The organism is Serratia sp. J2 (genome assembly GCF_046269175.1).
GTDB classification, from domain to species: Bacteria; Pseudomonadota; Gammaproteobacteria; order Enterobacterales; family Enterobacteriaceae; genus Chania; species Chania fonticola_C.
This window is the reverse complement of the sequence record NZ_JBKABN010000003.1, coordinates 68,503-92,189: the sequence shown is the minus strand read 5'-3', so window position 1 is coordinate 92,189 and position 23,687 is coordinate 68,503. Positions and strand designations below refer to the sequence as shown.

Below are 23,687 nucleotides of genomic sequence, written 5' to 3'. Positions count from 1 at the left end.
GTTAAATCTTTTGGGGAGTGCCAAATGAGTCTGATAACGCCGGGCAGCCTACCCCGGTTGGACGTCCAGCATCTTGCCGATGAGCATACCGCGCTGGCGGTCAACGGCCTGGATCTGTTTTATGGTGACAAGCAGGTGCTGCACAATATTTCCCTGCGCATTCCCAAACACCGGGTGACGGCGCTGATCGGTCCTTCTGGCTGCGGCAAGTCGACGCTGTTGCGCTGCTTTAACCGGATGAACGATCTGGTGGAGCGCTGCCGGATTGACGGCGAACTGCAGCTTAATGGCGAAACCATTTCCGGCCCGCAGATTGACGTTGCCGCTTTGCGGCGGCGCGTGGGCATGGTATTCCAGCGGCCAAACCCGTTCCCGAAATCGATCTACGAAAACGTGGTTTACGGCCTGCGCTTACAGGGCGTCCGTGACAGGCGCATTCTGGATGAAGCCGTGGAGCGATCCTTACGTGCCGCCGCGCTGTGGCATGAGGTGAAAGATCGGTTACGGGAAAATGCGTTCCGCCTATCCAGCGGCCAACAACAGCGGTTGGTGATTGCACGGGCGATCGCGGTTGAACCGGAAGTGTTGTTGCTCGATGAACCGACCTCTGCGCTGGATCCGATTTCCACCTTAACCATCGAGGAATTGATTTCGGTGCTGAAACAGCGCTACAGCGTGGTGCTGGTGACCCACAACATGCAGCAGGCTGCGCGGGTTTCCGACTATACGGCGTTTATCCACCAGGGGACGCTGGTGGAATATAACGATACCGACGCGATTTTCACTTCGCCACGCCAACGCCGTACAGAGGATTACATTACTGGCCGCTATGGTTGACGGGCGAGGAGCTTAATTGGCATGCTTGCTCGGCTGTGCGGTCGGTTGTTCCTGCTGTTCAGTTTCAACCTTTTTCAGTGCGGTCACTTTTGCCTGAGCGGGCTGGGCCTGTGGAGGCGTTTTTTGCATCAACTGCGACTGGCCAATAAACAGGCCGCCTTTCTCGATGGAGATTTCGTCGGCGAAAATATCACCGCGCATGCTGCCCTTCGGCTGGATTGACAGCGAGTCGGCGAAGCAACGGCCTTCAACGGGGCCATTGATCATGATTTGCTGGGCGCGGATCTCGCCTTTGACATGGCCGCTGGTTTCAATGCGCACCATGTGGCTGCAAATGATGTTTCCCTCAACTCGGCCTTCGACAATGATATTGCCATCGCCTTCGATCACACCGGTGAACAGCGCACCATTGGAGATAAAGGTGTCCTTCTTGGCACGGATTGGCTTGATGGCGTCGGCAACTTCAGGCAGGGCGTTTGGCTCAGAGTGAGCAGCCGGCTGAGGCACGGGCTGATCGATCAGCTCCTGCGCTTTTTCCTCATTAACGGCTTTATTTTTCTTATTGAATGACAGCATTTGATCCATCCTTGTTATTTTGTAGATAAACGCCAGCGTTGCCAACAGTGCCAGGACCAAGGCGGCCAGCAGCGCGCGTTTTAAGTAGATACCGGTGAAGCTGATCCCTGTCAGCCAGAGAACGATGGACAGTGCCCATAATCCCCACACACACCATAATAAGTTGTAATTACGCATGTTTTTCAGGCCGTTTGAAGTCCATTCGCCGCGAAAGTGCGGGATGCCAGGCGGCAGCCAGCGTGACGGTTCCTGTAGGGCTATCCGTAGTAGCGGGTGATGATACCTAATAATGCTAGCTAATTCACCACTCGCTTGACCAACCCAGGATATTCTGAAGTTGCCAAAAAATTGATTATTTGCATGATTTTAAAGGTTAAATTGATTTTTTGCATGAATATCGAGTGCGGACACACTCTGTCAAACAACTCAACGACATTACTCCGGCAACCGGCGTAAGATGGCTGGTCACTCACATCTGGAGGTTGTATGTCTTTATCGATTTATGCCCATTCCCCATTGCAGTTTGTCCGTGGTTTGCAGATCCTGTCGGCGTTACTGAAAAAAGGTGAGCAGTTCTTGCAGCAGAAGCAGCAGGCTGAAAGCGTGCTGTTAGAAGCTCGACTGGCGCCAGATATGTTTCCACTGCTGCGGCAAGTACAAATTGCCAGCGATGCTGCCAAAGGCGCAGTGGCCAGATTAGCCGGGCAGGAAGTACCGTCCATGCCGGATAACGAAGCCAGCTTTGCCGAGCTATACCAGCGTATCGAAAAAACCATCGCCTATGTGCAGGGCTTCCAGGCGGCCGATTTTGCCGAGGCCGATGACCGCAACATTGAGATTAAAAGCAAAACGCGTGATTTCCACTTCACCGCGCAAGATTTCCTGCTGACTTTCGCCATCCCCAACTTTTATTTCCACCTGACCACCGCCTATAACATCCTGCGTAATCAGGGTGTGGAAGTGGGGAAATGGGATTATCTGGGCGCGAAGTAATTCTGTATCTTTCGGGGAGAAGAATACCTCCCCGATTGGCTGTTATTTAACCAATGGTTTATCACCAGACTGGGCAGTCTTGAACTTCGCCAAATACTGCGGCTGGAAGATGCACATGCGCAGCACGGTGCGGTATGCGCCGCTAACGAAGAATTCGTCAATCAGTTCGCCTTCGACCTCAAACCCCAGCTTGCTGTAAATATGGATCGCCTTCGGGTTTTCTTTATCGACGATCAAATACAGCTTATACAGGTTAAGTACCGAGAAGCCGTAGTCCATCGCCAGTTTGGCGGCGGTGCTGGCGTAGCCTTTGCCCTGATGCGCCGGATCGATGATGATCTGGAATTCGGCGCGGCGGTGGATATGGTCGATCTCTACCAGTTCAACCAGCCCGACCTTGGCCCCTTCATGCTCGATGATAAAACGCCGTTCGCTCTGATCGTGAATGTGTTTATCGTACAGATCGGAAAGCTCGACAAAGGCTTCATAAGGTTCTTCGAACCAGTAGCGCATGACGCTGGCGTTGTTATCCATCTGGTGAACAAACGCCAGATCTTCCCGCTCCAGCGGGCGCAGCCTGACGTTGGTGGTGCTCGACATACAATCTCCTAGGTATCAGTAATCTGGCAAAAGTATAACCCCAGGAGCAGATTCAAGGCGAAAAAAAACGGTACCGTGAAAGGCACCGTTTAGATTGCGGTTAAATTGCGGATCAGTCGGCGGCATAACCTTGTGCTGACAGGCGTTCGCCGTCCAGCCAGGCGGCGTTATCGCGCATTGCCAGCCGCCCTTCGATAAACCAGCTCACCACCAGAGGATATATGGTGTGTTCCTGGGTCTGCACCCGCTCAATGATCTCATCTTCCTCGTCACCGGGGAAGATCGGTACCTTGGCTTGCAGGATCACCGGGCCACCGTCGAGCTGCTCCGTGACGAAATGCACCGAAGTGCCATGTTCGGCGTCGCCGTTGTCGATAGCCTGACGATGGGTATGCAACCCAGGGTATTTCGGCAGCAGGGAAGGGTGGATATTCAGCATGCGCCCGGCATAGTGCTGCACAAAGGCGTTGCTGAGAATGCGCATATAACCGGCCAGCACCACCAGATCGGGTTGGTATTGGTCGATAGCCTGCGCCAACGCGGCGTCAAAGGCTTCGCGATCGGCAAAGGCTTTGGCATCCAGCGCTTGAGCGGCAATGCCAGCCTCTTCGGCACGCTGCAGGCCATAAGCCTGCGCGTTATTGCTGAATACCGCCACGATAGTGGCGGCGATCCGGCCCTGTTGGCAGGCGTCGATCAGCGCCTGGAGATTACTCCCCTGGCCGGAGACCAACACCACAATCTTTTTCATCACTGGATGACCACTTGTTGTTCGTCAGAAGAAGCGGCCAGTTTACCAATCTGCCAGGCTTTTTCACCTGCGGCGGTCAATATTGCGATGGCTTTTTCTACCGACTCCTGTGGCAGCGCAATCACCATACCGACACCGCAGTTAAAGGTACGGTACATTTCATGACGGCTCACGTTGCCTGCCTGCTGCAACCAACTAAACACGGCAGGCCACTGCCAGCTCGATTCGTCGATCACCGCCTGCATCCCTTCTGGCAACACGCGTGGGATGTTTTCCCAGAAGCCGCCGCCGGTCAGGTGAGCAATCGCGTGCACTTCCACTTTCTCGATCAATTCCAGTACCGATTTGACGTAAATCCTGGTCGGCTCGAGCAGATGATCTGCCAGCGGTTTGCCTGCCAGGTCAGTGGTGGTGGGGTCGGTCTTGCTCACTTCGAGGATCTTGCGCACCAGCGAATAACCGTTGGAATGCGGGCCTGAAGCGCCCAGAGCGATCAGCGCATCGCCGGACTGTACTTTGCTGCCGTCGATGATCTCGGATTTCTCAACCACGCCCACGCAGAAACCAGCGACGTCATAGTCTTCACCGTGGTACATGCCGGGCATTTCGGCGGTCTCGCCACCCACTAACGCACAGCCGGACTGTTTACACCCTTCGGCAATCCCGGTGATCACGCTGGCGGCGGTATCCACATCCAGCTTGCCGGTAGCGAAGTAATCGAGGAAGAACAATGGCTCAGCGCCCTGAACCACCAGATCGTTAACACACATCGCCACCAGATCGATACCGATGGTGTCGTGGCGTTTTAAATCCATCGCCAGACGCAGCTTGGTGCCCACGCCGTCGGTGCCGGAAACCAGTATCGGCTCGCGGTATTTTTGCGGCAACGCGCACAGGGCGCCAAAACCGCCCAGTCCACCCATCACTTCCGGGCGGCGGGTCTGTTTCACTACACCTTTGATGCGGTCTACCAATGCGTTGCCAGCATCGATATCGACACCTGCGTCTTTATAGCTGAGAGAGGTTTTGTCGGTCACTGCGCGATCCCCACGACGGTTTGCGGTTTGAGAACGGTGCTTCCGGCGGTGGTGCCGGAACCAGGCGCGGCAATTCTAACAGCGCAAGCAAACGTTTGCGAGAACCATGTGAGCCCGCTCGAACTTTTCGTCTTCTATACTGTTGATCACGCTTTTGTTGATCTCGATCCGGCTATTGGTAGTGGCGTCGGAAGCAAAAGGCGGTATAATCCGGCGATTTTTTTGGCCGTCAACCACCTTAATAGGAGAAAAATGATGAAGATCGTTGAGGTGAAACACCCGCTGGTTAAGCACAAGCTTGGTCTGATGCGCGAACACGATATCAGCACCAAACGCTTTCGTGAGCTGGCTTCTGAAGTGGGTAGTTTGCTGACCTATGAAGCGACCGCCGATCTGGTGACAGAGAAAGTTACCATCGAAGGTTGGTGTGGGCCGGTTGAAGTTGAGCAGATTAAAGGGAAGAAGATTACCGTAGTGCCAATCCTGCGTGCCGGTCTGGGCATGATGGAAGGGGTGCTGGAGCACGTACCGAGCGCTCGTATCAGCGTGGTTGGGGTTTATCGTGATGAAGAAACCCTGGAGCCGGTCCCTTATTTCCAGAAACTGGTTTCCAACATTGATGAGCGCATGGCGCTGGTGGTTGACCCAATGCTGGCTACCGGTGGTTCGATGATCGCCACTATCGACCTCCTTAAGAAAGCCGGTTGCAGCAGCATTAAGGTGCTGGTGCTGGTCGCCGCTCCTGAAGGGATCGCCGCGCTGGAGAAAGCGCATCCAGATGTTGAGTTGTATACCGCTTCGATCGATCAATGTCTGAATGACAAAGGGTACATCGTGCCTGGCCTGGGTGATGCAGGCGATAAGATATTTGGTACCAAATAATAAATAAGCCGACCTGAGAGTCGGCTTTTTAATGCCCTTTGGATTGCCAACCCTGACAATCCATTGAGCATTGATCACCAAGCCAACACAACTGATACTAACTCAGAGGAAAAACACCCCATGACCCGTCGCGCCATCGGCGTTAGTGAACGCCCGCCGCTGTTCCAGACCATCCCACTCAGCTTCCAGCATCTGTTTGCCATGTTCGGGGCCACCGTGCTGGTGCCAATCCTGTTCAAGATCAACCCGGCGACGGTACTGCTGTTTAACGGCGTGGGGACATTGCTATATCTGTTTATCTGTAAGGGCAAGATACCGGCCTATCTGGGCTCCAGCTTTGCGTTTATTTCACCGGTGTTGCTGCTGTTGCCGCTGGGGTATGAGGTTGCACTGGGTGGCTTTATCATGTGCGGCGTGCTGTTCTGCCTGGTCGCGCTGATCGTCAAGAAAGCCGGAACCGGCTGGCTGGACGTGATGTTTCCGCCTGCGGCGATGGGCGCAATCGTTGCCGTCATCGGTTTGGAGCTGGCGGGCGTGGCGGCCAACATGGCCGGGCTGTTACCGGCGGAAGGCACCTCCGCAGACAGCACGACCATCACCATTTCACTGGTGACGCTGGGTGTTACCGTATTGGGCTCGGTGCTGTTCCGCGGTTTCCTGGCGATTATCCCGATCCTGATTGGTGTGTTGGTAGGCTATGCGCTGTCGTTCTTTATGGGCGTGGTGGATCTGACGCCAATCCGTGACGCACACTGGTTTGCCTTGCCGACCTTCTACACGCCACGCTTTGAGTGGTTTGCCATCTTCACCATTCTGCCTGCGGCATTGGTGGTAATTGCCGAGCACGTTGGTCACCTGGTAGTCACGGCAAACATCGTTAAAAAAGACCTGCTGCGCGATCCAGGCCTCCACCGCTCAATGTTTGCCAACGGGATTTCCACCGTGATCTCCGGCTTCTTCGGCTCTACACCGAACACCACCTATGGTGAGAACATCGGTGTCATGGCCATTACCAAGGTTTACAGCACCTGGGTGATCGGCGGAGCGGCAATTCTGGCCATTCTGCTTTCCTGCGTAGGCAAGCTGGCGGCGGCGATCCAGGTGGTGCCGGTGCCGGTGATGGGCGGCGTTTCCCTATTGCTGTATGGCGTGATTGGTGCTTCGGGTATCCGCGTATTGATCGAATCCAAGGTGGATTATAACAAGGCGCAGAACCTGATCCTGACCTCGGTGATCCTGATTATCGGCGTTAGCGGCGCGAAAGTGCATATCGGTGCAGCAGAGCTGAAAGGTATGGCATTGGCGACCATCGTCGGCGTCGGCCTGAGCCTGTTGTTCAAACTGATCAGCCTGTACCGCAAGGAAGAAGAAGTGATCGATGTGCCAGAAGAGCGACTGGACCAAAAATAATCGGCATGGGTCTATTAGCCTGCTGGTAGAGTGGGCCTGATGGTGATTGTGCCAATATTACTCACCTTAACGGTGGGAATATTGGCTTCATGGTCAGGCGATGTCTCTTGAGTGCTTCCAGGCCCACGATAGCCTGCTTGCTGCATCATGATAGCAGGCTATTGAGCAACAGGGGCGTGCATCTACCATAGGTTGCCCGGTTATAACCGATTACAGTAAAAGACCGGAATGTCGGTTTCATAGATAAAGTACCCTTGCTTACCTGCTGGGCGTATGGTGTAGCCTGACAAACTGTTTATTTTAGAAAAAACATCTGGCACAATGCGTTTTTCGATATTTTCAGGGATGGTATCTCGGGCATATTTATTGATATAGAGGGTTTTAAAAAAATACAAGCCATTATCGTCAACTTGGTAGCTGACGATGATATCACGTCTGATAAAGTAAGTGTTCTTTCCATCATTAAAGTTTGCAGTTATTGAGAATTTACCTCTTCCATCATCTTTATCGCTGTCGCCTTTTAAATTTATAATTATATTGTAGTTGGCGACTACTTCTGGGTTGGGTTTGTAAAATTTGTAATAAAGCCTGGTTTCGCAAGAGATAGTTTCTGTTTTATTTGTTAAATAAAATAAGTAATACGCAGCGGCCAAAATAGCACTGGTTAAAATTACTAATGGAATAATGAATTTAGTTTTCATAGCCAGTCCAATGATATGATTTACAATTACTCCTCGCATTACCATCAATGCGATTATCACATAAGAAAATTGATTCTCTTTTTATTTCGGTATTTACAAAGTAATATAAAGACTGGTTCTCTACGTTGTTGCACTTTATCTTGTGAGTGTCAATTCTTGATTTTATATATGAGAGGGTGAGTTTTACATCTTCTCCGTAAATATCACAGTTTTGATACTTTCCTATTAATGTGTAATCGGCTTCTAAAGGTTTTTTTTCGTTGTAAATATAAATCGATGAGCCAATGATGAGGATGAAAACCATCACCATATAATAGATACTGCGTTTTTTTAGAAAATCGGGTTTTTTCTTTGGTAACTCATTGATTATTAATGCTGGCTGTTCTTCCGCCTGTTGGTGTTGTTCTTGAAGAACTTCTTGTTTTACGTATTCAACCTCATCCTGAAATAGCTCAATAGTAAACTCTTGCGGAATATTAAACCCGGAGCGCGGAGTTGTTTTAATAATGTTTTTATCTAATCCCAGTGAGCAAAGGTGTTTCCTCAGGATATAGATATGCTGATATAGGGTATTAGTGCCCACAATGACGCCTTTCTGCCCCCAAATGTCGTCGATAAGCTCATCTGGAGAAACAATTTGATGATCGGCATCAATGAGTTTCTGTAAACATTTAGCCGCAGGGTTAGAAAGCTTTACTTTTACATCTGGCTTATTAAGGTTGAGAATTTCCCCGTGATCAATATTGTAAACTATCTTTTTATCTATCAAATAGTAACCAACCATCTCAATCCTCTGGGTAATGAATGCCACCCATAAGGATAGGATTATTCCCAGTGCATGTAAAGTCTTATCCCTATTTAATTTAACATCTATAAAGTGCCTAAGCGTTAACAGGCAATATGTGGGGGCCAGGTACAGATGCTTTGCTGCAGTAGCAAGGGCCGGAGCAGGTTTACCCTTACTCCGGCGCCACATATTGCCTGCGTATCAGATTCGGGTGCAGTACAATAGTGTGGTATCGGTCTGGCTTACCAGATAACCTTGTTTGCCAACAAGGCATATTGTGCCATCTGACAAGCTGTTCACTATATGTTTGCTTGGGTTTTGACATGCGACTTTTCTGCTGTGCGCTTTTGAATTGAAATAGGTCCAGGATACATTACCAGAGAGGCTACAGTTTCCATCTTGATACGAAATCGAGTCATTATTTAACGGTTGTCGAACACAATTAACCAACAAAATGATTAGACTAATAATAAACGGCAGGAAATAAAATAGTTTATGCCACCCGGATGAGTTCTCAATCTGGGTGGGGGTGTTTGCATTATCTGATAATCTCAGCAGATTATTATTTACTTGTTTATAAAATGATGAACGATTTTCTGTGCATTGAAATTCATCTGACATCTGCTCAATAGCAAAGTTTGTGGATATATTAAATCCGAGTTGTGGCGTGGTTTTAATAATCTCTCTATCTATGCCTAAAGCCCCGAAATTTTTTCTTAACATATAGATATGTTGGTAAAGCGTATTCGGGCCGACAACCATTCCTTTTTGCCCCCAAATGTCCTTAACAAGAGCATCTTGTGAGATGATCTGATGCTTGGCATCAATCAGGATCCGTAAGCACTCGGCGCCAGGTTTTGACAGCTTTATTTTTACATCTGGTTTATTCAGCTTAAAAATGACACCCTCTACGCTATTGTAAACTATAGTTTTGTTAATCAGGTAATCATTGGTCATTTCAAGCTCCTTCATAGTAATAATAATCTGAAGGCGGTGAGTCTAGCATATAAAACATACTAGCCCACAGAAAGGATTGCGGGGATATAAGTATCATGATTAAAGCGCAGGGGAGATAAGGTCTGATGGGGTGTTTATTAGTCTCGAAAAAATGCCACCATAACTGGCGGCATTAGAAGGTTATAATTATCACTATTATTTAGCAAGGCTTTGGATAGCTTGCTAATAATAATTTATGGTGAATACCACCTTGCTGTCTGCTTTGCCTGGTGTCACTTTGTTCTCTGTTTTGATATACCTGGCTACCAAAGGAATTGTCAGGCTGGTATTAGCACTATTGCTAACAGCTATCCGCTGCTCAGTACCGAGATTGAACAGGGTGTTGCTAGCTTTGTTACCCGAAGCAAGCTGGATACCAACGCCGTTGGCCGTGTTGTTTGAAGGTTCTAATTTGACGATACCGCTGGCAGCATTGATGTTGCCATATAATGCGGACAGCTTTAGCCCAATGGCATTACCGGTATATTTTAACCCAGAAATCGCGCCGGTTAAGTGTACCGTGTTAAAGGCATTATTGATATAACCGTAAAACCTTGGGCAGTTGGTCATTTTGATTGAGGCATCGCGCCATTCGCTGGAGCCTTTTGACATCATATCAAAGATATCCCAGGATCCAAGATCAACAGTATAATCCGGTACGCTGCAGGTTTGAGAGATGATCCTTAAACTGCCACTAAAGTTAACGGTATAGGGCTTCCATGAGTAAAGGACGGCGCTGCCGTTGGCAACGGTGTAATCGTTACGAATGACGGCGGTAGGTAAGGAGCTGCCGTTCAGCGTACCCGGTGTGATATTACCGGTTTTTATCAGTAACATCGTGATGGTGGTCCACACCTGTATATCACCAATGCTGGCTCGCGTTTCACTATACCATTGGAAGGGAGTGGCATTAAGACCCGTGTTGCCTCTGGCGATCACCACGCCAACGCCAGGGATATTGGTGTTGTAAATTTTTCCTGAATAAGTTCCCCCTTGCCAGCTGGAAAGCGACTGCGGCATTTTGGTGAGATAAATATATTGCCTGTCCGTATGCGGGCCGGTGCCATCACAAAGACCATGGGGCGCTTTGGCATAATCCTTGGTTGAGGTGATGTTTTGCCGATAAATGATGGACCCGAGGGGGAGTTCATTACCCACGGTGATATTCCCTCCCTGCAAGGGAAAGGCATCGGTTCTGACCGGCACATTTATCTTACAGGTTAGCGCTAAACCAGCTGAACTGTAGGCAACCAGAACGACCAATAAGGCGTGCAAGCTATAGTGAGTTAAGGTCGTTCGAATACTTTCAAGCCACCCGTTAGTAAACCTGTTCATTGTTAATCCTCCCGGCAGATTGAATCAAAGCGGATAATGTTTTTAATGGTCGAGCCTGGTTGTTTAGGCGGTAAAATATAATTCAGCTGACAGTATTGACCTGGTTGGCTACCCCACTTGACCGTAAGCTGGTCCCGTTGCTTTTCTACCCGCGCATAAATTTGTCCCATCTGGCCAACGCTGCCGATGTTGTTTTTCACACTGTCGAATACTTCAGCCCCAAATGGCACTGCTTCGCCATTAGTGCGTTGCGCCATGATCAACAGCGGTGTCCCTTGCTGTGTTTTAAACGTCACCTTGCTCACTGCACCTGCATGTGGGGCAACTTTGTCACTGGTATTTTCCAGCTCGACTTCGTACGGCATGCCTTTTGGGTCGATGGTGATTTCATTCATCTCATACGGGTTCAGATAAGGCACGGCGGCGTGTCCCCATGGATCGATGCGCACACCGGAATAGCCGCCCACCTTGGCGCCGGTCGCCCCTTTGGCTTCAACCACGGCGAAGGTATCACCGGTATAAGGTGTCATGACGATACCTTGCGGCCAGGCGATCATCGTGCCACTCAGCCCAGCCGACGCATTCTGGTAATGTCTTCCCGCGCCGTAAGTGGCGGTCATATGGGTGTAAGCTGAACGGTAACCGCCGTTGAGTGCCATGCTGCTGCCCCCGCCCTGGTTATAATGCATCGCGCTGGCGCCGTAGTTGTATTGATAGTCTTCCCCGGCACTGCCAGAAATACCAACTTGTTGGCCACTTTGCCCCGTGGTGCTGTGATTCAGGCTGGCGCTCAGCGAGGGTAGATTGGCATTTTCTTTACGCCCTAATGGCATGCTGAGGTTCAGCAGCCAGTTGGTTTCCATACCGCCCCGCATGCCGCGTACGCGCCCAGCGCTCAGGCTGTAGCTGATATCGCGATACTCGTTGCTGTAGCCCAGTTGATATTGAAGATCGGTATTGCCTTGATTCCAGTAATCCTGGGTATAACCGGTGACATACATTTGCCCCCAACCGGCTGGCAGCCCTTGATTCATGGTGATATTAAATCGGTTACGTGGCCGCCAGATATTGTCAGCCGACTGACCGCGCTGCTCGGCATCGATCGCCCGCATGGCGGTCATATAGTCGTAATAGCCGGAGGTTGAATAGCGATAGGCGGCGATGGTCAGGTTACTGTTGGTTGCCGGCAAGAACTTGCTGTAACTCAACTGGAAGCTCTGCCCGCTGTTCATCCGCTCTTTGGTGCTTTCCAGATGGACTCGAGCCTGGCTGACATCGGCGGAGAACGCGCCAATCGAGGTGCTCAATGCTGCCCCCAATTGCAGCGCATAATAATCATTACTTGCCTGCAGGCCGCCGTAACCGGTCAGGGTATTGGTCAGCCCGCGTTGATAAGTGGCCTGCACCAGAGTGGGGTTTGAGGACAGCGATATATCATTGAGTTTACCCGCTACCACGTCGTAGTGGTGGGTGCCTGGGCGTAGCAACTGGGCGACTGACGCATAAGGAACCTGAAAGTTCTGCACGCTGCCGTCTGCTTCCTTAACCGTCACGTCCAGATTGCCGCCAAAGCCGGTCGGGTACAGGTCGTCAATCACGAAGGCCCCCGGCGATACCGTGGTTTCATAAATAACCAGACTGTTCTGGCGCACGGTGACCCGCGCATTGGTTCGAGCGATCCCACGAATATTGGGTGCATACCCGCGCAGGGAAGGGGCCAGCATGCGGTCGTCGTTGACTAGTTCAATCCCTCGGAATGGCAGGGTATCAAACACCTGTCCTTTGGTGCTGGTTTCCCCCAGGCGCACACGGCCCAAGATCGCCGGAATATCGCGTTCGACATAGTTGTTGATCGACTGGTATTGCCCGCCGATCCTCTGCTGCCAGTTATAATTCCCGTCGTGTCGGAAATACCAGGCGCCGATATTGATGCCGGCATTTATCCCGGTGTAGACCGAGTTGCTGGTTTCTCCGCGAGAGTGCGTGGTATAGACGTTGGTGTTATACCCTAACAACAGTGCAGGGATGCCCTTATCCCACAGCTCCGGGCTGACATAGCCGCGCGCGATATTCTGCATCATTGCCTGAGGGATGCTGATATCCAGGCGCTGTAACCCTGAGTCGAATGCAACCTGAGCTTGTGGGATCAGTTGGGTGAGCGGATAGCAACTTTGTTCATTGCGAAGTGCCTCAGTAAAAGTGGCTGGCAGCTGGCTATAGTTAAAATTGATTTTTTTCAGGATGCCTGGTGACAGGCAAGGCAAGACTTGCTTATTCGCCTGCTCGACAAACAACACCTTTTCGTGCGTCGCCAATTCGCCGTTAACATAGATATCGGCTGGGTAGGTGCCCGGTGAAGCGGCTGCGCCGTGTTCAAAGCGGGATAAATCAACCGCGTCTGCCTCAGACGAGCTTAGAAATATCGGGTCGAAACGCACGCCAGTTCCCGTAGGAGCATCGTTGCGCAAAATCGCTGGCGTATCTTCTGTGGCCTGGGCCGCAGGCATGAAGGCCAACATTACCATGGTAGCCAATAGAGAATAATGGAATGGATGACGCATAGTAGATAAACAACCCTGTTTATATTTATCCCAAATACAACGACGGATTAAAGAACAGCCTTCACTGTTTTAACCGCCCCCCAGTCGTTAACGTATTCGTAGGAGATTGCAGCTCCCGCAAGTAAAGTGCGCGCGTCTTTCAGTGTGAATTGTTGAACGCCGCCGGGAGGCACCATCTCGCCTTCAGTAGAGAACGTATTTCCCCCTTGATGCACGACCACCGAGACTAATGAAACGTAATAGGGTGAGGAGTTGGTTGCCTGAAGCTTTCCGTTGCTAAAAGACCAAACCAACTTTTCGGCAGCGTCGGCTGCTTTGGTGTTATCGGCAATGGCAGCCGGACGATAGAAGATTTTTATCCGGGTACGGAAGGCGACCTGCAGGCGATTGGGCGCGATATTTTCCTTCACCGGTGGAATTTCTAATACGTTCAGCCAATACACGGATTCTTTATTTTCAGGCAGTGCAGGAGATGCGGTATAACTCAGGCGTAGCGTCTGGCTTTTATTGGGATCGATTCGGTTAATGGGTGGCGTCAGAATAAAGGGCACGCGAATTTTTTCCGGTTTGGCATCGGAGTCGCCGGTATCAATCCAGCTTTGTACCAACATGGGAGCCTGACCGACATTCGATAATTTAACGGTCACTTCCTTGTCATTCCCTGGATAAATCACGCGGGTCCCGTTGACCACAATACTGGCCGAGCCAGGCAGCGGGGAAATCAGTAGAAAGCATAGGGCGGCCCAGAGTGTTAACGGGAATGATTTGCTGAACATAAATACACTATCCTTGAACAATGAACAGGGAGGTTGCCCTCCCTGATAAATCAAAACATTATTTGTACTGCAGGTTATAAACTACGCTACTGGTCACTGTACCCGGCGTGGTTTGGCCATTGGCATAATATTCAACGGCGTACGGCAACAGCGCGGTACCATTGGCCTGATCGATATCGATATAAGTCATATCATTGACCTGGTTGGTGCTACCGATGTCGATGACTTTATAGTTGCCGGACACGTCCAGTAATTGCAGATCAACCTTGGTGGCGCTACCGCCAACGTTTTTCAGGCGCCCAGTGCCCAGGTCTACCGTATTGCCCGGTTGGAAGAACGCCGAAACCTTGGAATGGCCGCCCGTAGTACCGATCACACATTTGGAGATGTTCATCTTGAAAGAGGCACGGCCGGTGGTGTCACCCGCGCTAGTCAGTTCGGTTACGCTAACGGTGGGCAGAATGATGGTGGCATCAGCGCCCTGGCCTTCGATGTCCACGTCACAGGTGCTGTCAGTCAGCAGGCCATTAAACGTAATGGTACCGGTTGAAGCAGCCTGTGCTGAAGCGGCCAAACCCAGTGCAGCCAGCAGAGAAAGACTAACAATTGTTTTTTTCATCTTTAAAACGTCCTTTATAGATCGAGTATCGTTACCATCATGGTAATACTTGGTGTATAAGTAGGCTGTAGCGAACAATAAGTGGCTTATTTATTCGTCATGCCTGCTTTTTTAAACGTAAAGCTACGTTCAAACCTGTCGCCCATTAATATGGATACCTTTAACGAGCGATTAAATTATCTGACTTGGTTTAAATGACGGATTTACACGCTTCAGTGCAGTCCGAGGATTTTAACCTTCATCATCAATTCCTGATTGCTGAATACGCCCAGCCGTTTCATTGAATTACGCTTGTGGGTACTAATCGTTTTAACGCTTTTGTGGGTCAATTGCGCAACCCGGTGTGGGCTATGGCCCATCGATAAATGCCGTACCGTTTCCCTTTCCATCTCGGATAAGTTCAGCTTTGGGGGACTGTTTACATTAAACCGGCCCATTAAGAACAGCATCGATAATTTTTTTTGTAATTCCTGTTTGAGTCTGGTGATGGTTATATCCAAATCGAACAGGCAAACGCTCCAGTCGGTAGGGGTACCTTGTAACAAGCGCTGGCAGCGTTCAGAACAAAAAACGATGCTGGGTATCTTCGGTGCTGCTCGGTTAACAAAGGGCAGCACGTCGGTCAGGCATTTCTGGCTGATTACCCATATATCGATTTGAGGGATCGCCCGCCCTGGTTCCAAAGGCAGGTGTAGCGGAATATCGGCTAATACGCTCTCTACTCCATATTTAAAAAATGAGTCAACCCCATAAATATTGATTGCTGGCTTATACTTCATTTTTCCTCAAAGATACAGTTCTGGCAGTAGGCGCAATAGGGACCCTGATTGGCATAATCTGGTTTATTGTTATTTAACTGCAAGGTGATAATCGGACTCTTGGTTGAGTTTATTGCTTATTAGGCCATTTTTAATAGTAAAGCGTTTTTATATCGCCCCTTGAAATACTGATGCCTTTGCTTCTGGATGTAATGATAATCTCTTCTGAAATCCCCAATAACGCCAGTTTTAACTTGAGCTCTTTGAGTTCTTGCCACAGAAATTGGTTGGAAGATGAATAGTTCATCTTGCCAATGACCTCGATCAACAATTCCTGACGGCTGACATACTTGTCACCGGCATGCTTGAGTAAATAGGTGAGTATGGCCATCGTCACTTCTTTTAACGAGACGATCGCGCAGGAGAAGTTGGCGCTAGGTTTGTCCGTGCTGAGGCGAACTATCCTGTTATGCTTAACATCGATTTGCAGATCCGGCTCAACCCAGAAGCCAAATAGTTTTTTCCTATCCATTTCCTAAAACTCCTGTTATTAGGTAGAGAGCCTATCCGTTGGTAAGACAATTCTATGTTCTTACTCATATAAAACAATACGTTTAATATCCTGATCTTAGGGTTTCCATTTTGTAACGAAATGGAATTTTTGACTAAATCATTGCCATTTTTTAGATGTAAAAACTGCATTATCCAGGTGTGCTAAATTTTGCGCTACAGTTGATCAGGATTTTAAATTCAGCATAAAGTGTCAAAAATAAATATTTTTTGGAATAAAAATCAATATTTTTAATTAAATTTAATAAATTCATTTAGATACGCTCAAGACTGAAATTGAGTTAATTCCTATTTTCTGGCCACTGATTTTGACAAATTAATGCCCGCTTCAATTTCTGATTCGTCAGAGAACGCTGAGCTTGTTCAAACTGCGACTCCCGTTTGCCAGACTTATATTACGCAGTATCCAGCGGTATAAAACTCAAAGTTTATCATTCAATCTCAATGAGATGGCGTAACTATCCTGTAGGAACTTGGTGTAAATAAATTGCATTAATAATGTTGTATTTTTGGTTTTTAGGCTGTTTTTTATTGGGATATTTAGCTGCAATCGATAGTGCCTCATTGATCAGAAAAATCTTAATGAGGTGTTAATCTTCACATTAATGACAACTCTTGGGTCATTCGCCATAAGTGGGTTTGGCCAGGCCTATTTGATGGAGGGCATATCTGACACTTTATCAACGGGTTGGCTGAATCGAGGTGGTGGGAAAGCAGGAAAGAAATGAAGGGCGGGTAGCCAAGCGGGCGCAGTAAATGCTGCGCCCATACAGAGCAACTCTGTTTATTGATTGGCGGGCTGGGCCGGTTGTTCGGTTTTACCGTCGGCTTGTTGAGCCTTATTGTCCATGCTGTTCTTGAGCTGCTCGGTTTTTGCCTTGGCCTGTTGAGCCAGATCGTTCGCTCCGTTAATCGCATCGGCCTTGATGTTTTTGGCCTGATCGATCAACTGCTGGCTTTGTTTGTCTGCATCCTGTTTGATCGCTGCAGCCTTGGCTTTGGCATCATCAGTGAGGGCATCCGCCTGCTTGGCGGCGTCATCTTTAATGGCGGAAGCTTGGCCCTTCAACTGTTCCGTCTGGGCCGCCGCGGCCTGCTTGATCTCTTCCGCTTTAGCCTTGGCGTCGTCGGTCAGTTGATCGGCTTTCTTTTCCGCCGCATCTTTCATTTGTTCGGCACTGTCTTTGGCCTTATCCAGATGGGAATCGACCTTGGCATCATCGCAACCCACCAGCAGTAAACCTACCATTGAGGCCAATAGCACTTTATTCCACGCTTTCACGGTCTAGCTCCTTTCGGTCATCTTCAATTTGTGCGATTTATCTTAGAACAGCTTTGCCGTATAAGACAAATTTGGCAACTAAATTGCGTTGTTCTCATGGCGGGTTCAACAGCGGTTGCTTTCTGTGGTAGACTCTTCGCGTTTTCCTGCCAGTTTTGGTTGAGGTGCTTTTCTGAATACGCCGGCACAGCTGTCACTGCCACTTTATCTACCCGATGATGAAACTTTTGCCAGTTTTTATCCGGGTGAGAACCCATCCTTGTTAGCCGCGATCCAATCCGCAGTCCGTCAGGAGCATGGTAGCTACATCTATTTCTGGTCACGCGAAGGCGGGGGACGCAGCCATTTGTTGCATGCGGCCTGTGCCGAACTCTCGCAGCGTGGCGAAGCGGTAGGCTATGTGCCCCTGGATAAGCGCGCCTATTTTGTGCCCGAAGTGCTGGACGGCATGGAACAGCTGGCGCTGGTCTGCATCGATAACATCGAATGCATTGCCGGTGATGAGGAATGGGAAATGGCGATTTTCAATCTCTATAACCGCATTCTGGAAACTGGCCGCACCCGCCTGTTTATCACTGGCGATCGTCCGCCGCGCCAGCTAAATCTGCATTTGCCGGATCTGGCCTCGCGCCTGGATTGGGGGCAGATCTACAAGCTACAGCCGCTGTCGGACGAAGAGAAATTACAGGCGTTACAGTTGCGTGCCAAACTGCGTGGTTTTGAACTGCCGGAAGACGTGGGCCGTTTCCTGCTCAAGCGTCTGGATCGTGAAATGCGCACGCTGTTTATGACGCTCGATCAGTTGGATCGCGCGTCCATCACAGCACAACGCAAGTTGACCATTCCGTTTGTGAAGGAAATCCTGGGGTTGTAGCTAGCCACTCTTCCTCACTCCCACTCTTTAGACTATTCACCCTTCGTGCAATAACGCACTGCGGAATGACAGGATGTGCGCCTGCGCAGCGCTGGCGGCGGCGTCGCTGTCCTGTGCGGCCAACGCGCTGATAATCGCCCGGTGTTCATCGATAACTTCCTGCATATGCCCTTCTCGCGACAGCGTGCTGGCCCAGAAACGTTGGGCTCTGGCGTGCAGTACGCTCAGAATATCCGCCAGCATGTTATTTCCGGCAATCTGTGCCAGCTCCTGATGGAACTGATGATCCAGCGTCATCATCCGCACACGGTCACGATCCTGGCTGGCGGTTTCGATCTGCTGGTTCAGTGCGTTCAGCGCGGCAACCTGTGCCTGGGTGATCTTGGCACTGGCCAGGCGCATACACAGCATTTCATTGGCCAGCCTGACATCAATCAACTCTAACGCATCGTCTATCGATAGCGGCGCTACCATCACCCCTTTGCGCGGGATCACCTGCAGCAAGCCCTCATTCGCCAAACGGTGGATCGCCTGATTGATCGGTGTTCTGCCCATATCCAGCTCACCCATTACCTGCGCGGTATTGAGGTACTCACCTGGTTTGTAACTTAACGTCACCAATGCCTGCTTGAAGCGGCGGTAAGCCACTTCATTGAGCGACAAACCGGCTTCATCTGCTACCGGGAACCCTCGATCCTCTGCGTCAATGGTCTTCACATACTACTCCTGCAAGAAGAAATTTTTAGACATGGTACACAAAAACGTCACATGGCAGTCGCTTAGTTGTTAACTGAAGATATAGTGAAATTTCACACCATTTTAACCAAAGGGACACAATTGCCATGAGGCTGACCTTTACTTTACCAGAAACCTGTAGTGCCAAGACGCTGGATGCTGACATCGATCATCTGGTCATCGCTGGCTGGACCGGTCGCGATTATAAGGCAATTCAACATCATATCCAGGAACTGGCCGAGCTGGGTGTCCCTCAACCCAGCAGCGTCCCGCTGTTTTACCGTGTGGCGGTTAATCAACTTAGCCAAGGCGATTGCATCGAAGTGATCGGCGAGGCGACCTCCGGCGAAGCGGAACCGCTCATTTTCAGCCATGGCGGCGAGCTGTATGTCTCATTAGCGTCCGATCATACCGATCGTCAGTTGGAAGTACACAGCGTAGCACTGTCCAAGCAGATCTGCGTTAAACCGGTAGCTCGTGCTGCCTGGCCATTATGCGAAGTGAGCGATCACTGGGACTCATTGATCCTGCGTTCATGGGTTAAGGAAAATGGCGCGTTTCAGCTTTATCAGCAGGGGACTCTCGCCAGCCTGCGCACTCCCGGTGATTTGCTCGAACGCTATCTGAGTGGACAGCAACTGCCAGAAAGCGGCATGGCGCTTCCCCTGCTACCGAGTGATGGGCTGGCAATGACCTGTGGCACGGTCGCGGCGATTGGGGGGATCCGACCATCAGCCGAATTCCGTATGGAACTGGTGGATGAGGTGTTGGGGCGCACCATCGCCCATAGCTATCGCAGTATCGAACTGCCGGTGGTGGCGTGATGGCTAAGTTAACGCTTGTACAGGCCGCAGCCGGGTTGGCCAGTGGAGAGTTTACTTCCAGGCAGTTGATCGCCGGTGCCTTGGCGCAGATCGCCGATCCGCAAGGGGAAGGGGAGCGTACTTTTACTCAGGTGTATGCCGAATGGGCACAACAGCAGGCGCTGGCGGCTGACCAACGTCGTGCAGTAGGCAAACCGCTGTCCCCTTTGGATGGCGTGCCGGTTTCGATCAAAGACCTGTTTGACGTGAGCGGGCAGGTAACTACCGCTGGTTCTCAGGTGCTGGCCGGTGCTGCGGTGGCCAAGAAGCACGCTGCGATAGTAGAGCGTCTGTTGCAGGCGGGAGCGGTGGTGATCGGTAAAACCAACATGACCGAGTTCGCCTACTCCGGGCTGGGACTCAATCCGCATTTTGGTACCCCTGCAAATCCCTGGGATCGGGCCGCCCGCCGTATCCCCGGCGGATCGTCTTCCGGTGCGGCGGTCGCGGTAGCTGACGGTATGTGCTGCGGTGCTGTTGGCAGTGATACCGGGGGATCGGTACGTATTCCGGCCGCTTTCTGTGGCTTGACCGGCTATAAGCCTACCGCCCGTCGAATGGCCAGCGGTGGACTGCTGCCGTTGTCGCCTTCGCTGGACTCTATTGGGGTGATTGCTCATGACGTTGCCAGCTGTATCGCACTGGATGCGGCGATCGCCGAGCAAGCGCTACGGCCTGAGTCACAATCCTTGGAGAGTGCACGTTTTGCCGTCCCGCAAACGTTAGTGCTGGATAGCTTGGACGAAGAGGTTGCAGCGGCGTTTGAGCGCACCTTGAAACGTTTGGCCCAGGCCGGTGCGCAGATTGAAGCTATCCCTTGCAGCGAATTCGCCGAATTGGCGGAGATCAATGGTGCCGGTGGTTTTACGGCACTGGAGTCTTGGCATTGGCACCAGCCGTTGATTGCCGAATATGCCGAGGGTTATGACCCCCGGGTGCTGTCACGCATTCGCCGTGGCCAGCCGTTGGGCGAGAGCGATCTTCAGCAGCTACGGCAGCTGCGTGCCAGTTGGCAACAGCGGGTGACAGCCAAGGTGCAGGGTTTTGACGCCTTGTTGATGCCAACCGCGCCGTTGATAGCACCAACCATTGCCGAACTGGCAGAGGACGACGAAGCCTACTTCCGTGCCAACGGTGCCGCGCTGCGTAATCCTTCCGTCATCAACTTCCTCGACGGCTGTGCGTTATCACTACCCTGCCAGCGGCCAGGTGAGGCCCCCGTCGGCCTGATGGTGGCCGGGTTACCCATGCATGACCAGGCGCTGCTGGGTTGGGCGCTGGCAATCGAACGTTGCCTTGCCGGCGCGTGATTTTTCGGCAGGGTGCCACCTTGCCTTACTGACTCTACCAGGAGAATACCCATGATCGGTTCCCCGAACGGAATGCTGTTTGTTGCAACGGATGTCGCCGCGCAGGATGAGGCGGATTTCAATCAGTGGTACGACCGTGAACACGTGGAAGAGCGGGTGCGTGTTCCCGGTTTTCTATCCGGTACGCGCTATCAGGCGCTACAGGGGGGGCGCAAATACCTCGGGCTGTATAAAACCGCCTCTCTGGCCAGTTTTACCTCCCAGGCCTATCGCAACGCTTTTACCCAACAGACACCGTGGTCGGTTGCCTGCCTGGGCAAGATGCGCGATCCCCTGCGCCGGGTCTGCACGGTTGAAGCCGTCACCGGCCAGGGCAGTGGTAGCCATCTGAGCATCATCACGCTGGCAGTGAGTGAGCAGGATGTTCTGAAAAACGATGTTAAGCACCTGGGTTCCGTATTGGCTGAACAGCCGGGTTTTGTGCGCAGCAGCCTGCTGTTGCCAAACGCCGAGCTCAGTTCACCGCTTCCGCAAGAGTCGCGGGAAAATCGTCAGCTGTTACCGATGGTGTTGATCGAAAGCAGTAGCGCAGAGGCGGGGCAGCGGTTGAGTGAGCTGGCTTGCCACACGTTGAAAATCCCTGCTGGCGAGGAGGTGCATTACGCACTTGGCTGGCAACTGACCTCACAGGAGCTGGCATCATGAATACGTCCACCACTGAAACACCGATTGTGGACTTATCGGTGAAAGATCACGCCGTCGATCCTCCTAAAACCGGCAGGTTGGCGGCCGCCAGTTCGATAGGTACCGCGCTGGAATGGTATGACTTCACCGTTTACAACATCATGGCGGCGTTGATTTTCAACCATGTTTTCTTCCCGTCATTCGATCCGTTGGTCGGCACCATTCTGGCGTTTTCCACTTATGCGGTCGGCTATGTTTCACGGCCCATCGGCGGCATCGTCTTCGGGCATCTTGGCGACGTGTTGGGACGGCGTTTTGTGCTGGTTGCCACGCTGGTGATCATGGGCGTGACTACTACCCTGATGGGATTACTGCCCGGCTATGCAAGTTGGGGGATTTGGAGCCCGCTGTTGCTGGTGGCACTGCGCTTTATCCAGGGCATTGCGCTGGGTGGGGAATGGGCTGGAGCCGTGCTGCTTTCGATGGAACATGGTAAGCCACATCAGCGTGGGCGTAACGCCTCATTTGCGCAAGTCGGTCCTTCTTGCGGTTCGCTGATTGGCACCGGGCTGATCGCGTTGGTGACCATGGCGATGTCGGCAGACGATTTCCAACAGTGGGGATGGCGTATTCCGTTCCTGTTGAGCCTGGTGCTGGTGGTCTTTGGCCTGTGGTTGCGCCGTGGGGTCGGGGAAACACCGGCGTTCCTGAAATTGGAAGCGTCGAAGGATGTTACCCATTCGCCGATCCGCGAGGTTTTCACCCAACACCCACGCTCGCTGCTGATCGCCGGTGGTTCGCGCATTGGCTCCGACGTGTTGTACGCCTTGGTGGTGGTGTTTACCCTGACTTACGTGACCACGGTGCTGAACCTGCCACGGCCACTGGCGCTGACTGCCACCATGTTGGGGGCGATCGGCAACGCGATTACCGTACCGATGTTTGGCGCCTTATCCGATCGCTTAGGCCGCCGACCAGTGTATATCGGCGGGGCACTTGCGGGGATAGTCTGGGCTTTTGCCTTCTTTGTGTTGCTCGATAGCAGTCAACCGGTGTTGATTTGTACCGCAGTAGTGATTGGCTTGCTGATCCATGCGGCGATGTTCGGCCCGCAGGCGGCCTTCATCACCGAACAGTTCCCGACCAGGGTGCGCTATGCTGGTTCTTCGCTGGCTTATACTCTGGCGGGGATCGTGGGAGGTGGCTTTGCGCCGTTGATCATTGCTTCGTTATTCACTTCTTTTGACAGCACGCTGGCGATTTCGGCTTACGTTGTGCTGGCACTGCTAATTACCTTGTGGGCCTTGCTCGCCGCCCGGGAAACAGCGCATAAACCGTTGTAAATACAGCAGCCGGGCGGATTAACGCCCGGTTTGCCGTCACGGGATCACAAGATCTCCAGTACCTGCTCTGGTGGCCTGCCAATACGGGCTTTGCCTCCTTTCACCACGATTGGGCGTTCGATCAGTTTCGGATTGCTCACCATCGCTTGCAGCAGTTGTTCTTCACTCAGGGTTTCATCCGCCAGCCCCAGCTCCTTGTAGAGATCTTCTTTCTTACGCATCAGTTCACGTGCTGAAGCGAAACCGAGCTCTTGCAACAGCTTTTTCAGCTCGGCGACGGAAGGCGGCGTATCCAGATACAGCACCACCTGCGGTTCGACGCCATGCTGTTCCAGTAGTGCCAGCGTTTCCCGGCTTTTCGAGCAGCGTGGGTTGTGATAAATAGTGACGTTTTTCATCTTTCTCTT

General features: G+C 51.4%; 25 protein-coding genes. 9 read left to right on the top strand and 16 right to left on the bottom strand.

Annotation, left to right across the window (positions count from 1 at the left end; translation table 11 throughout):
* Positions 1-24 precede the first annotated feature (24 nt).
* A complete protein-coding gene (gene pstB / locus ACKWMY_RS04050) occupies positions 25-837 on the top strand; it encodes a phosphate ABC transporter ATP-binding protein PstB (protein ID WP_074031434.1) in 813 nt (270 codons plus the stop codon).
* A gap of 12 nt (positions 838-849) precedes the next feature.
* Here pstB and ACKWMY_RS04045 read toward each other — a convergent pair whose 3' ends face one another.
* The gene (locus ACKWMY_RS04045) at positions 850-1,590 is read right to left on the bottom strand and encodes a polymer-forming cytoskeletal protein (protein ID WP_235163238.1); all 741 of its coding nucleotides are present in this window, start codon (positions 1,588-1,590) and stop codon (positions 850-852) included.
* Between the two features lie 309 nt (positions 1,591-1,899).
* Here ACKWMY_RS04045 and ACKWMY_RS04040 point away from each other — a divergent pair, with 309 nt between their 5' ends.
* Positions 1,900-2,406, top strand: a complete 507-nt coding sequence (locus ACKWMY_RS04040; RefSeq protein ID WP_024527053.1) for a DUF1993 family protein — start codon at positions 1,900-1,902, stop codon at positions 2,404-2,406.
* A 42-nt stretch (positions 2,407-2,448) separates the two neighbouring features.
* Here ACKWMY_RS04040 and speG read toward each other — a convergent pair whose 3' ends face one another.
* From speG to purM, 3 genes are all read right to left on the bottom strand, one after another.
* Complete coding sequence (speG, locus tag ACKWMY_RS04035; protein WP_024527054.1) at positions 2,449-3,006, bottom strand: spermidine N1-acetyltransferase; 558 nt, start codon at positions 3,004-3,006, stop codon at positions 2,449-2,451.
* Between the two features lie 112 nt (positions 3,007-3,118).
* Positions 3,119-3,757 (bottom strand): phosphoribosylglycinamide formyltransferase, encoded by a 639-nt coding sequence (gene purN / locus ACKWMY_RS04030; protein WP_261160575.1) that lies wholly within the window; start codon positions 3,755-3,757, stop codon positions 3,119-3,121.
* The gene (gene purM / locus ACKWMY_RS04025) at positions 3,757-4,794 is read right to left on the bottom strand and encodes a phosphoribosylformylglycinamidine cyclo-ligase (protein ID WP_199063012.1); all 1,038 of its coding nucleotides are present in this window, start codon (positions 4,792-4,794) and stop codon (positions 3,757-3,759) included. The genes purN and purM overlap by 1 nt, the downstream gene beginning before the upstream one ends.
* 255 nt (positions 4,795-5,049) lie before the next feature.
* On the opposite strand from purM, the gene upp reads away from it, so the two are divergent.
* Positions 5,050-5,676 (top strand): uracil phosphoribosyltransferase, encoded by a 627-nt coding sequence (gene upp / locus ACKWMY_RS04020; RefSeq protein ID WP_024484908.1) that lies wholly within the window; start codon positions 5,050-5,052, stop codon positions 5,674-5,676.
* A 120-nt stretch (positions 5,677-5,796) separates the two neighbouring features.
* Complete coding sequence (gene uraA / locus ACKWMY_RS04015) at positions 5,797-7,086, top strand: uracil permease (protein ID WP_021178765.1); 1,290 nt, start codon at positions 5,797-5,799, stop codon at positions 7,084-7,086.
* 200 nt (positions 7,087-7,286) lie between these two features.
* Here the strand turns inward: uraA and ACKWMY_RS04010 are convergent, their stop codons facing one another.
* The 10 genes from ACKWMY_RS04010 to ACKWMY_RS03965 form a co-directional block, all read right to left on the bottom strand.
* Entirely contained in the window at positions 7,287-7,787 is a 501-nt protein-coding gene (locus ACKWMY_RS04010; protein ID WP_409485932.1) for a hypothetical protein, read from the bottom strand.
* Complete coding sequence (locus tag ACKWMY_RS04005; RefSeq protein WP_409485931.1) at positions 7,777-8,571, bottom strand: transcriptional regulator; 795 nt, start codon at positions 8,569-8,571, stop codon at positions 7,777-7,779. The genes ACKWMY_RS04010 and ACKWMY_RS04005 overlap by 11 nt, the downstream gene beginning before the upstream one ends.
* 204 nt (positions 8,572-8,775) lie before the next feature.
* Positions 8,776-9,531: a transcriptional regulator gene (locus ACKWMY_RS04000; protein ID WP_409485930.1), complete on the bottom strand. Its 756-nt coding sequence runs from the start codon at positions 9,529-9,531 to the stop codon at positions 8,776-8,778.
* Positions 9,532-9,753: 222 nt separating this feature from the next.
* Positions 9,754-10,905, bottom strand: coding sequence for a fimbrial protein (locus ACKWMY_RS03995; protein ID WP_308872200.1), 1,152 nt, complete (start codon positions 10,903-10,905; stop codon positions 9,754-9,756).
* A gap of 2 nt (positions 10,906-10,907) precedes the next feature.
* Entirely contained in the window at positions 10,908-13,466 is a 2,559-nt protein-coding gene (locus ACKWMY_RS03990) for a fimbria/pilus outer membrane usher protein (RefSeq protein ID WP_409485929.1), read from the bottom strand.
* Positions 13,467-13,513: 47 nt separating this feature from the next.
* Positions 13,514-14,242 carry a molecular chaperone gene (locus ACKWMY_RS03985; RefSeq protein ID WP_308872204.1) on the bottom strand — a complete coding sequence of 243 codons (729 nt, stop codon included), beginning with the start codon at positions 14,240-14,242 and terminating at the stop codon, positions 13,514-13,516.
* Positions 14,243-14,300: 58 nt separating this feature from the next.
* A complete protein-coding gene (locus ACKWMY_RS03980) occupies positions 14,301-14,861 on the bottom strand; it encodes a fimbrial protein (RefSeq protein ID WP_308872206.1) in 561 nt (186 codons plus the stop codon).
* A 212-nt stretch (positions 14,862-15,073) separates the two neighbouring features.
* Positions 15,074-15,640, bottom strand: coding sequence for a helix-turn-helix transcriptional regulator (locus ACKWMY_RS03975; RefSeq protein WP_409485928.1), 567 nt, complete (start codon positions 15,638-15,640; stop codon positions 15,074-15,076).
* Positions 15,641-15,770: 130 nt separating this feature from the next.
* Entirely contained in the window at positions 15,771-16,151 is a 381-nt protein-coding gene (locus ACKWMY_RS03970; protein ID WP_211134967.1) for a winged helix-turn-helix domain-containing protein, read from the bottom strand.
* A gap of 822 nt (positions 16,152-16,973) precedes the next feature.
* Complete coding sequence (locus ACKWMY_RS03965; RefSeq protein WP_409485927.1) at positions 16,974-17,471, bottom strand: E3 ubiquitin--protein ligase; 498 nt, start codon at positions 17,469-17,471, stop codon at positions 16,974-16,976.
* A 172-nt stretch (positions 17,472-17,643) separates the two neighbouring features.
* Here ACKWMY_RS03965 and hda point away from each other — a divergent pair, with 172 nt between their 5' ends.
* Complete coding sequence (hda, locus tag ACKWMY_RS03960; protein ID WP_024484905.1) at positions 17,644-18,345, top strand: DnaA inactivator Hda; 702 nt, start codon at positions 17,644-17,646, stop codon at positions 18,343-18,345.
* Positions 18,346-18,381: 36 nt separating this feature from the next.
* Here hda and ACKWMY_RS03955 read toward each other — a convergent pair whose 3' ends face one another.
* Positions 18,382-19,062, bottom strand: a complete 681-nt coding sequence (locus ACKWMY_RS03955; RefSeq protein WP_024527060.1) for a GntR family transcriptional regulator — start codon at positions 19,060-19,062, stop codon at positions 18,382-18,384.
* Positions 19,063-19,187: 125 nt separating this feature from the next.
* Between ACKWMY_RS03955 and ACKWMY_RS03950 the strand changes: the two genes are divergently transcribed.
* Genes ACKWMY_RS03950 through ACKWMY_RS03935 form a run of 4 tightly spaced genes read left to right on the top strand, consistent with a single transcriptional unit; the run spans position 19,188 to position 23,280 of the window.
* The gene (locus ACKWMY_RS03950; RefSeq protein WP_211134969.1) at positions 19,188-19,904 is read left to right on the top strand and encodes a DUF2848 domain-containing protein; all 717 of its coding nucleotides are present in this window, start codon (positions 19,188-19,190) and stop codon (positions 19,902-19,904) included.
* On the top strand, positions 19,904-21,253 hold the full coding sequence (locus ACKWMY_RS03945) for an amidase (RefSeq protein WP_409485926.1): 1,350 nt from the start codon (positions 19,904-19,906) through the stop codon (positions 21,251-21,253). The genes ACKWMY_RS03950 and ACKWMY_RS03945 overlap by 1 nt, the downstream gene beginning before the upstream one ends.
* 51 nt (positions 21,254-21,304) lie before the next feature.
* Positions 21,305-21,958, top strand: coding sequence for a DUF4286 family protein (locus tag ACKWMY_RS03940; protein WP_024527063.1), 654 nt, complete (start codon positions 21,305-21,307; stop codon positions 21,956-21,958).
* Complete coding sequence (locus ACKWMY_RS03935) at positions 21,955-23,280, top strand: MFS transporter (protein ID WP_074031441.1); 1,326 nt, start codon at positions 21,955-21,957, stop codon at positions 23,278-23,280. Before ACKWMY_RS03940 ends, ACKWMY_RS03935 begins: the two co-directional genes overlap by 4 nt.
* A gap of 44 nt (positions 23,281-23,324) precedes the next feature.
* Here ACKWMY_RS03935 and arsC read toward each other — a convergent pair whose 3' ends face one another.
* The gene (gene arsC, locus ACKWMY_RS03930) at positions 23,325-23,678 is read right to left on the bottom strand and encodes an arsenate reductase (glutaredoxin) (protein WP_199063356.1); all 354 of its coding nucleotides are present in this window, start codon (positions 23,676-23,678) and stop codon (positions 23,325-23,327) included.
* Positions 23,679-23,687: the final 9 nt, after the last annotated feature.

Bases quoted from the DNA above. Each gene is read 5' to 3' on its own strand.
- pstB (WP_074031434.1), top strand. From the start codon at position 25: ATGAGTCTGATAACGCCGGGCAGCCTACCCCGGTTGGACGTCCAGCAT.
- ACKWMY_RS04045 (WP_235163238.1), bottom strand. From the start codon at position 1,590: ATGCGTAATTACAACTTATTATGGTGTGTGTGGGGATTATGGGCACTG.
- ACKWMY_RS04040 (WP_024527053.1), top strand. From the start codon at position 1,900: ATGTCTTTATCGATTTATGCCCATTCCCCATTGCAGTTTGTCCGTGGT.
- speG (WP_024527054.1), bottom strand. From the start codon at position 3,006: ATGTCGAGCACCACCAACGTCAGGCTGCGCCCGCTGGAGCGGGAAGAT.
- purN (WP_261160575.1), bottom strand. From the start codon at position 3,757: ATGAAAAAGATTGTGGTGTTGGTCTCCGGCCAGGGGAGTAATCTCCAG.
- upp (WP_024484908.1), top strand. From the start codon at position 5,050: ATGAAGATCGTTGAGGTGAAACACCCGCTGGTTAAGCACAAGCTTGGT.
- uraA (WP_021178765.1), top strand. From the start codon at position 5,797: ATGACCCGTCGCGCCATCGGCGTTAGTGAACGCCCGCCGCTGTTCCAG.
- ACKWMY_RS04010 (WP_409485932.1), bottom strand. From the start codon at position 7,787: ATGAAAACTAAATTCATTATTCCATTAGTAATTTTAACCAGTGCTATT.
- ACKWMY_RS04005 (WP_409485931.1), bottom strand. From the start codon at position 8,571: ATGGTTGGTTACTATTTGATAGATAAAAAGATAGTTTACAATATTGAT.
- ACKWMY_RS04000 (WP_409485930.1), bottom strand. From the start codon at position 9,531: ATGACCAATGATTACCTGATTAACAAAACTATAGTTTACAATAGCGTA.
- ACKWMY_RS03995 (WP_308872200.1), bottom strand. From the start codon at position 10,905: ATGAACAGGTTTACTAACGGGTGGCTTGAAAGTATTCGAACGACCTTA.
- ACKWMY_RS03990 (WP_409485929.1), bottom strand. From the start codon at position 13,466: ATGCGTCATCCATTCCATTATTCTCTATTGGCTACCATGGTAATGTTG.
- ACKWMY_RS03985 (WP_308872204.1), bottom strand. From the start codon at position 14,242: ATGTTCAGCAAATCATTCCCGTTAACACTCTGGGCCGCCCTATGCTTT.
- ACKWMY_RS03980 (WP_308872206.1), bottom strand. From the start codon at position 14,861: ATGAAAAAAACAATTGTTAGTCTTTCTCTGCTGGCTGCACTGGGTTTG.
- ACKWMY_RS03975 (WP_409485928.1), bottom strand. From the start codon at position 15,640: ATGAAGTATAAGCCAGCAATCAATATTTATGGGGTTGACTCATTTTTT.
- ACKWMY_RS03970 (WP_211134967.1), bottom strand. From the start codon at position 16,151: ATGGATAGGAAAAAACTATTTGGCTTCTGGGTTGAGCCGGATCTGCAA.
- ACKWMY_RS03950 (WP_211134969.1), top strand. From the start codon at position 19,188: ATGAGGCTGACCTTTACTTTACCAGAAACCTGTAGTGCCAAGACGCTG.
- ACKWMY_RS03945 (WP_409485926.1), top strand. From the start codon at position 19,904: ATGGCTAAGTTAACGCTTGTACAGGCCGCAGCCGGGTTGGCCAGTGGA.
- ACKWMY_RS03940 (WP_024527063.1), top strand. From the start codon at position 21,305: ATGATCGGTTCCCCGAACGGAATGCTGTTTGTTGCAACGGATGTCGCC.
- ACKWMY_RS03935 (WP_074031441.1), top strand. From the start codon at position 21,955: ATGAATACGTCCACCACTGAAACACCGATTGTGGACTTATCGGTGAAA.
- arsC (WP_199063356.1), bottom strand. From the start codon at position 23,678: ATGAAAAACGTCACTATTTATCACAACCCACGCTGCTCGAAAAGCCGG.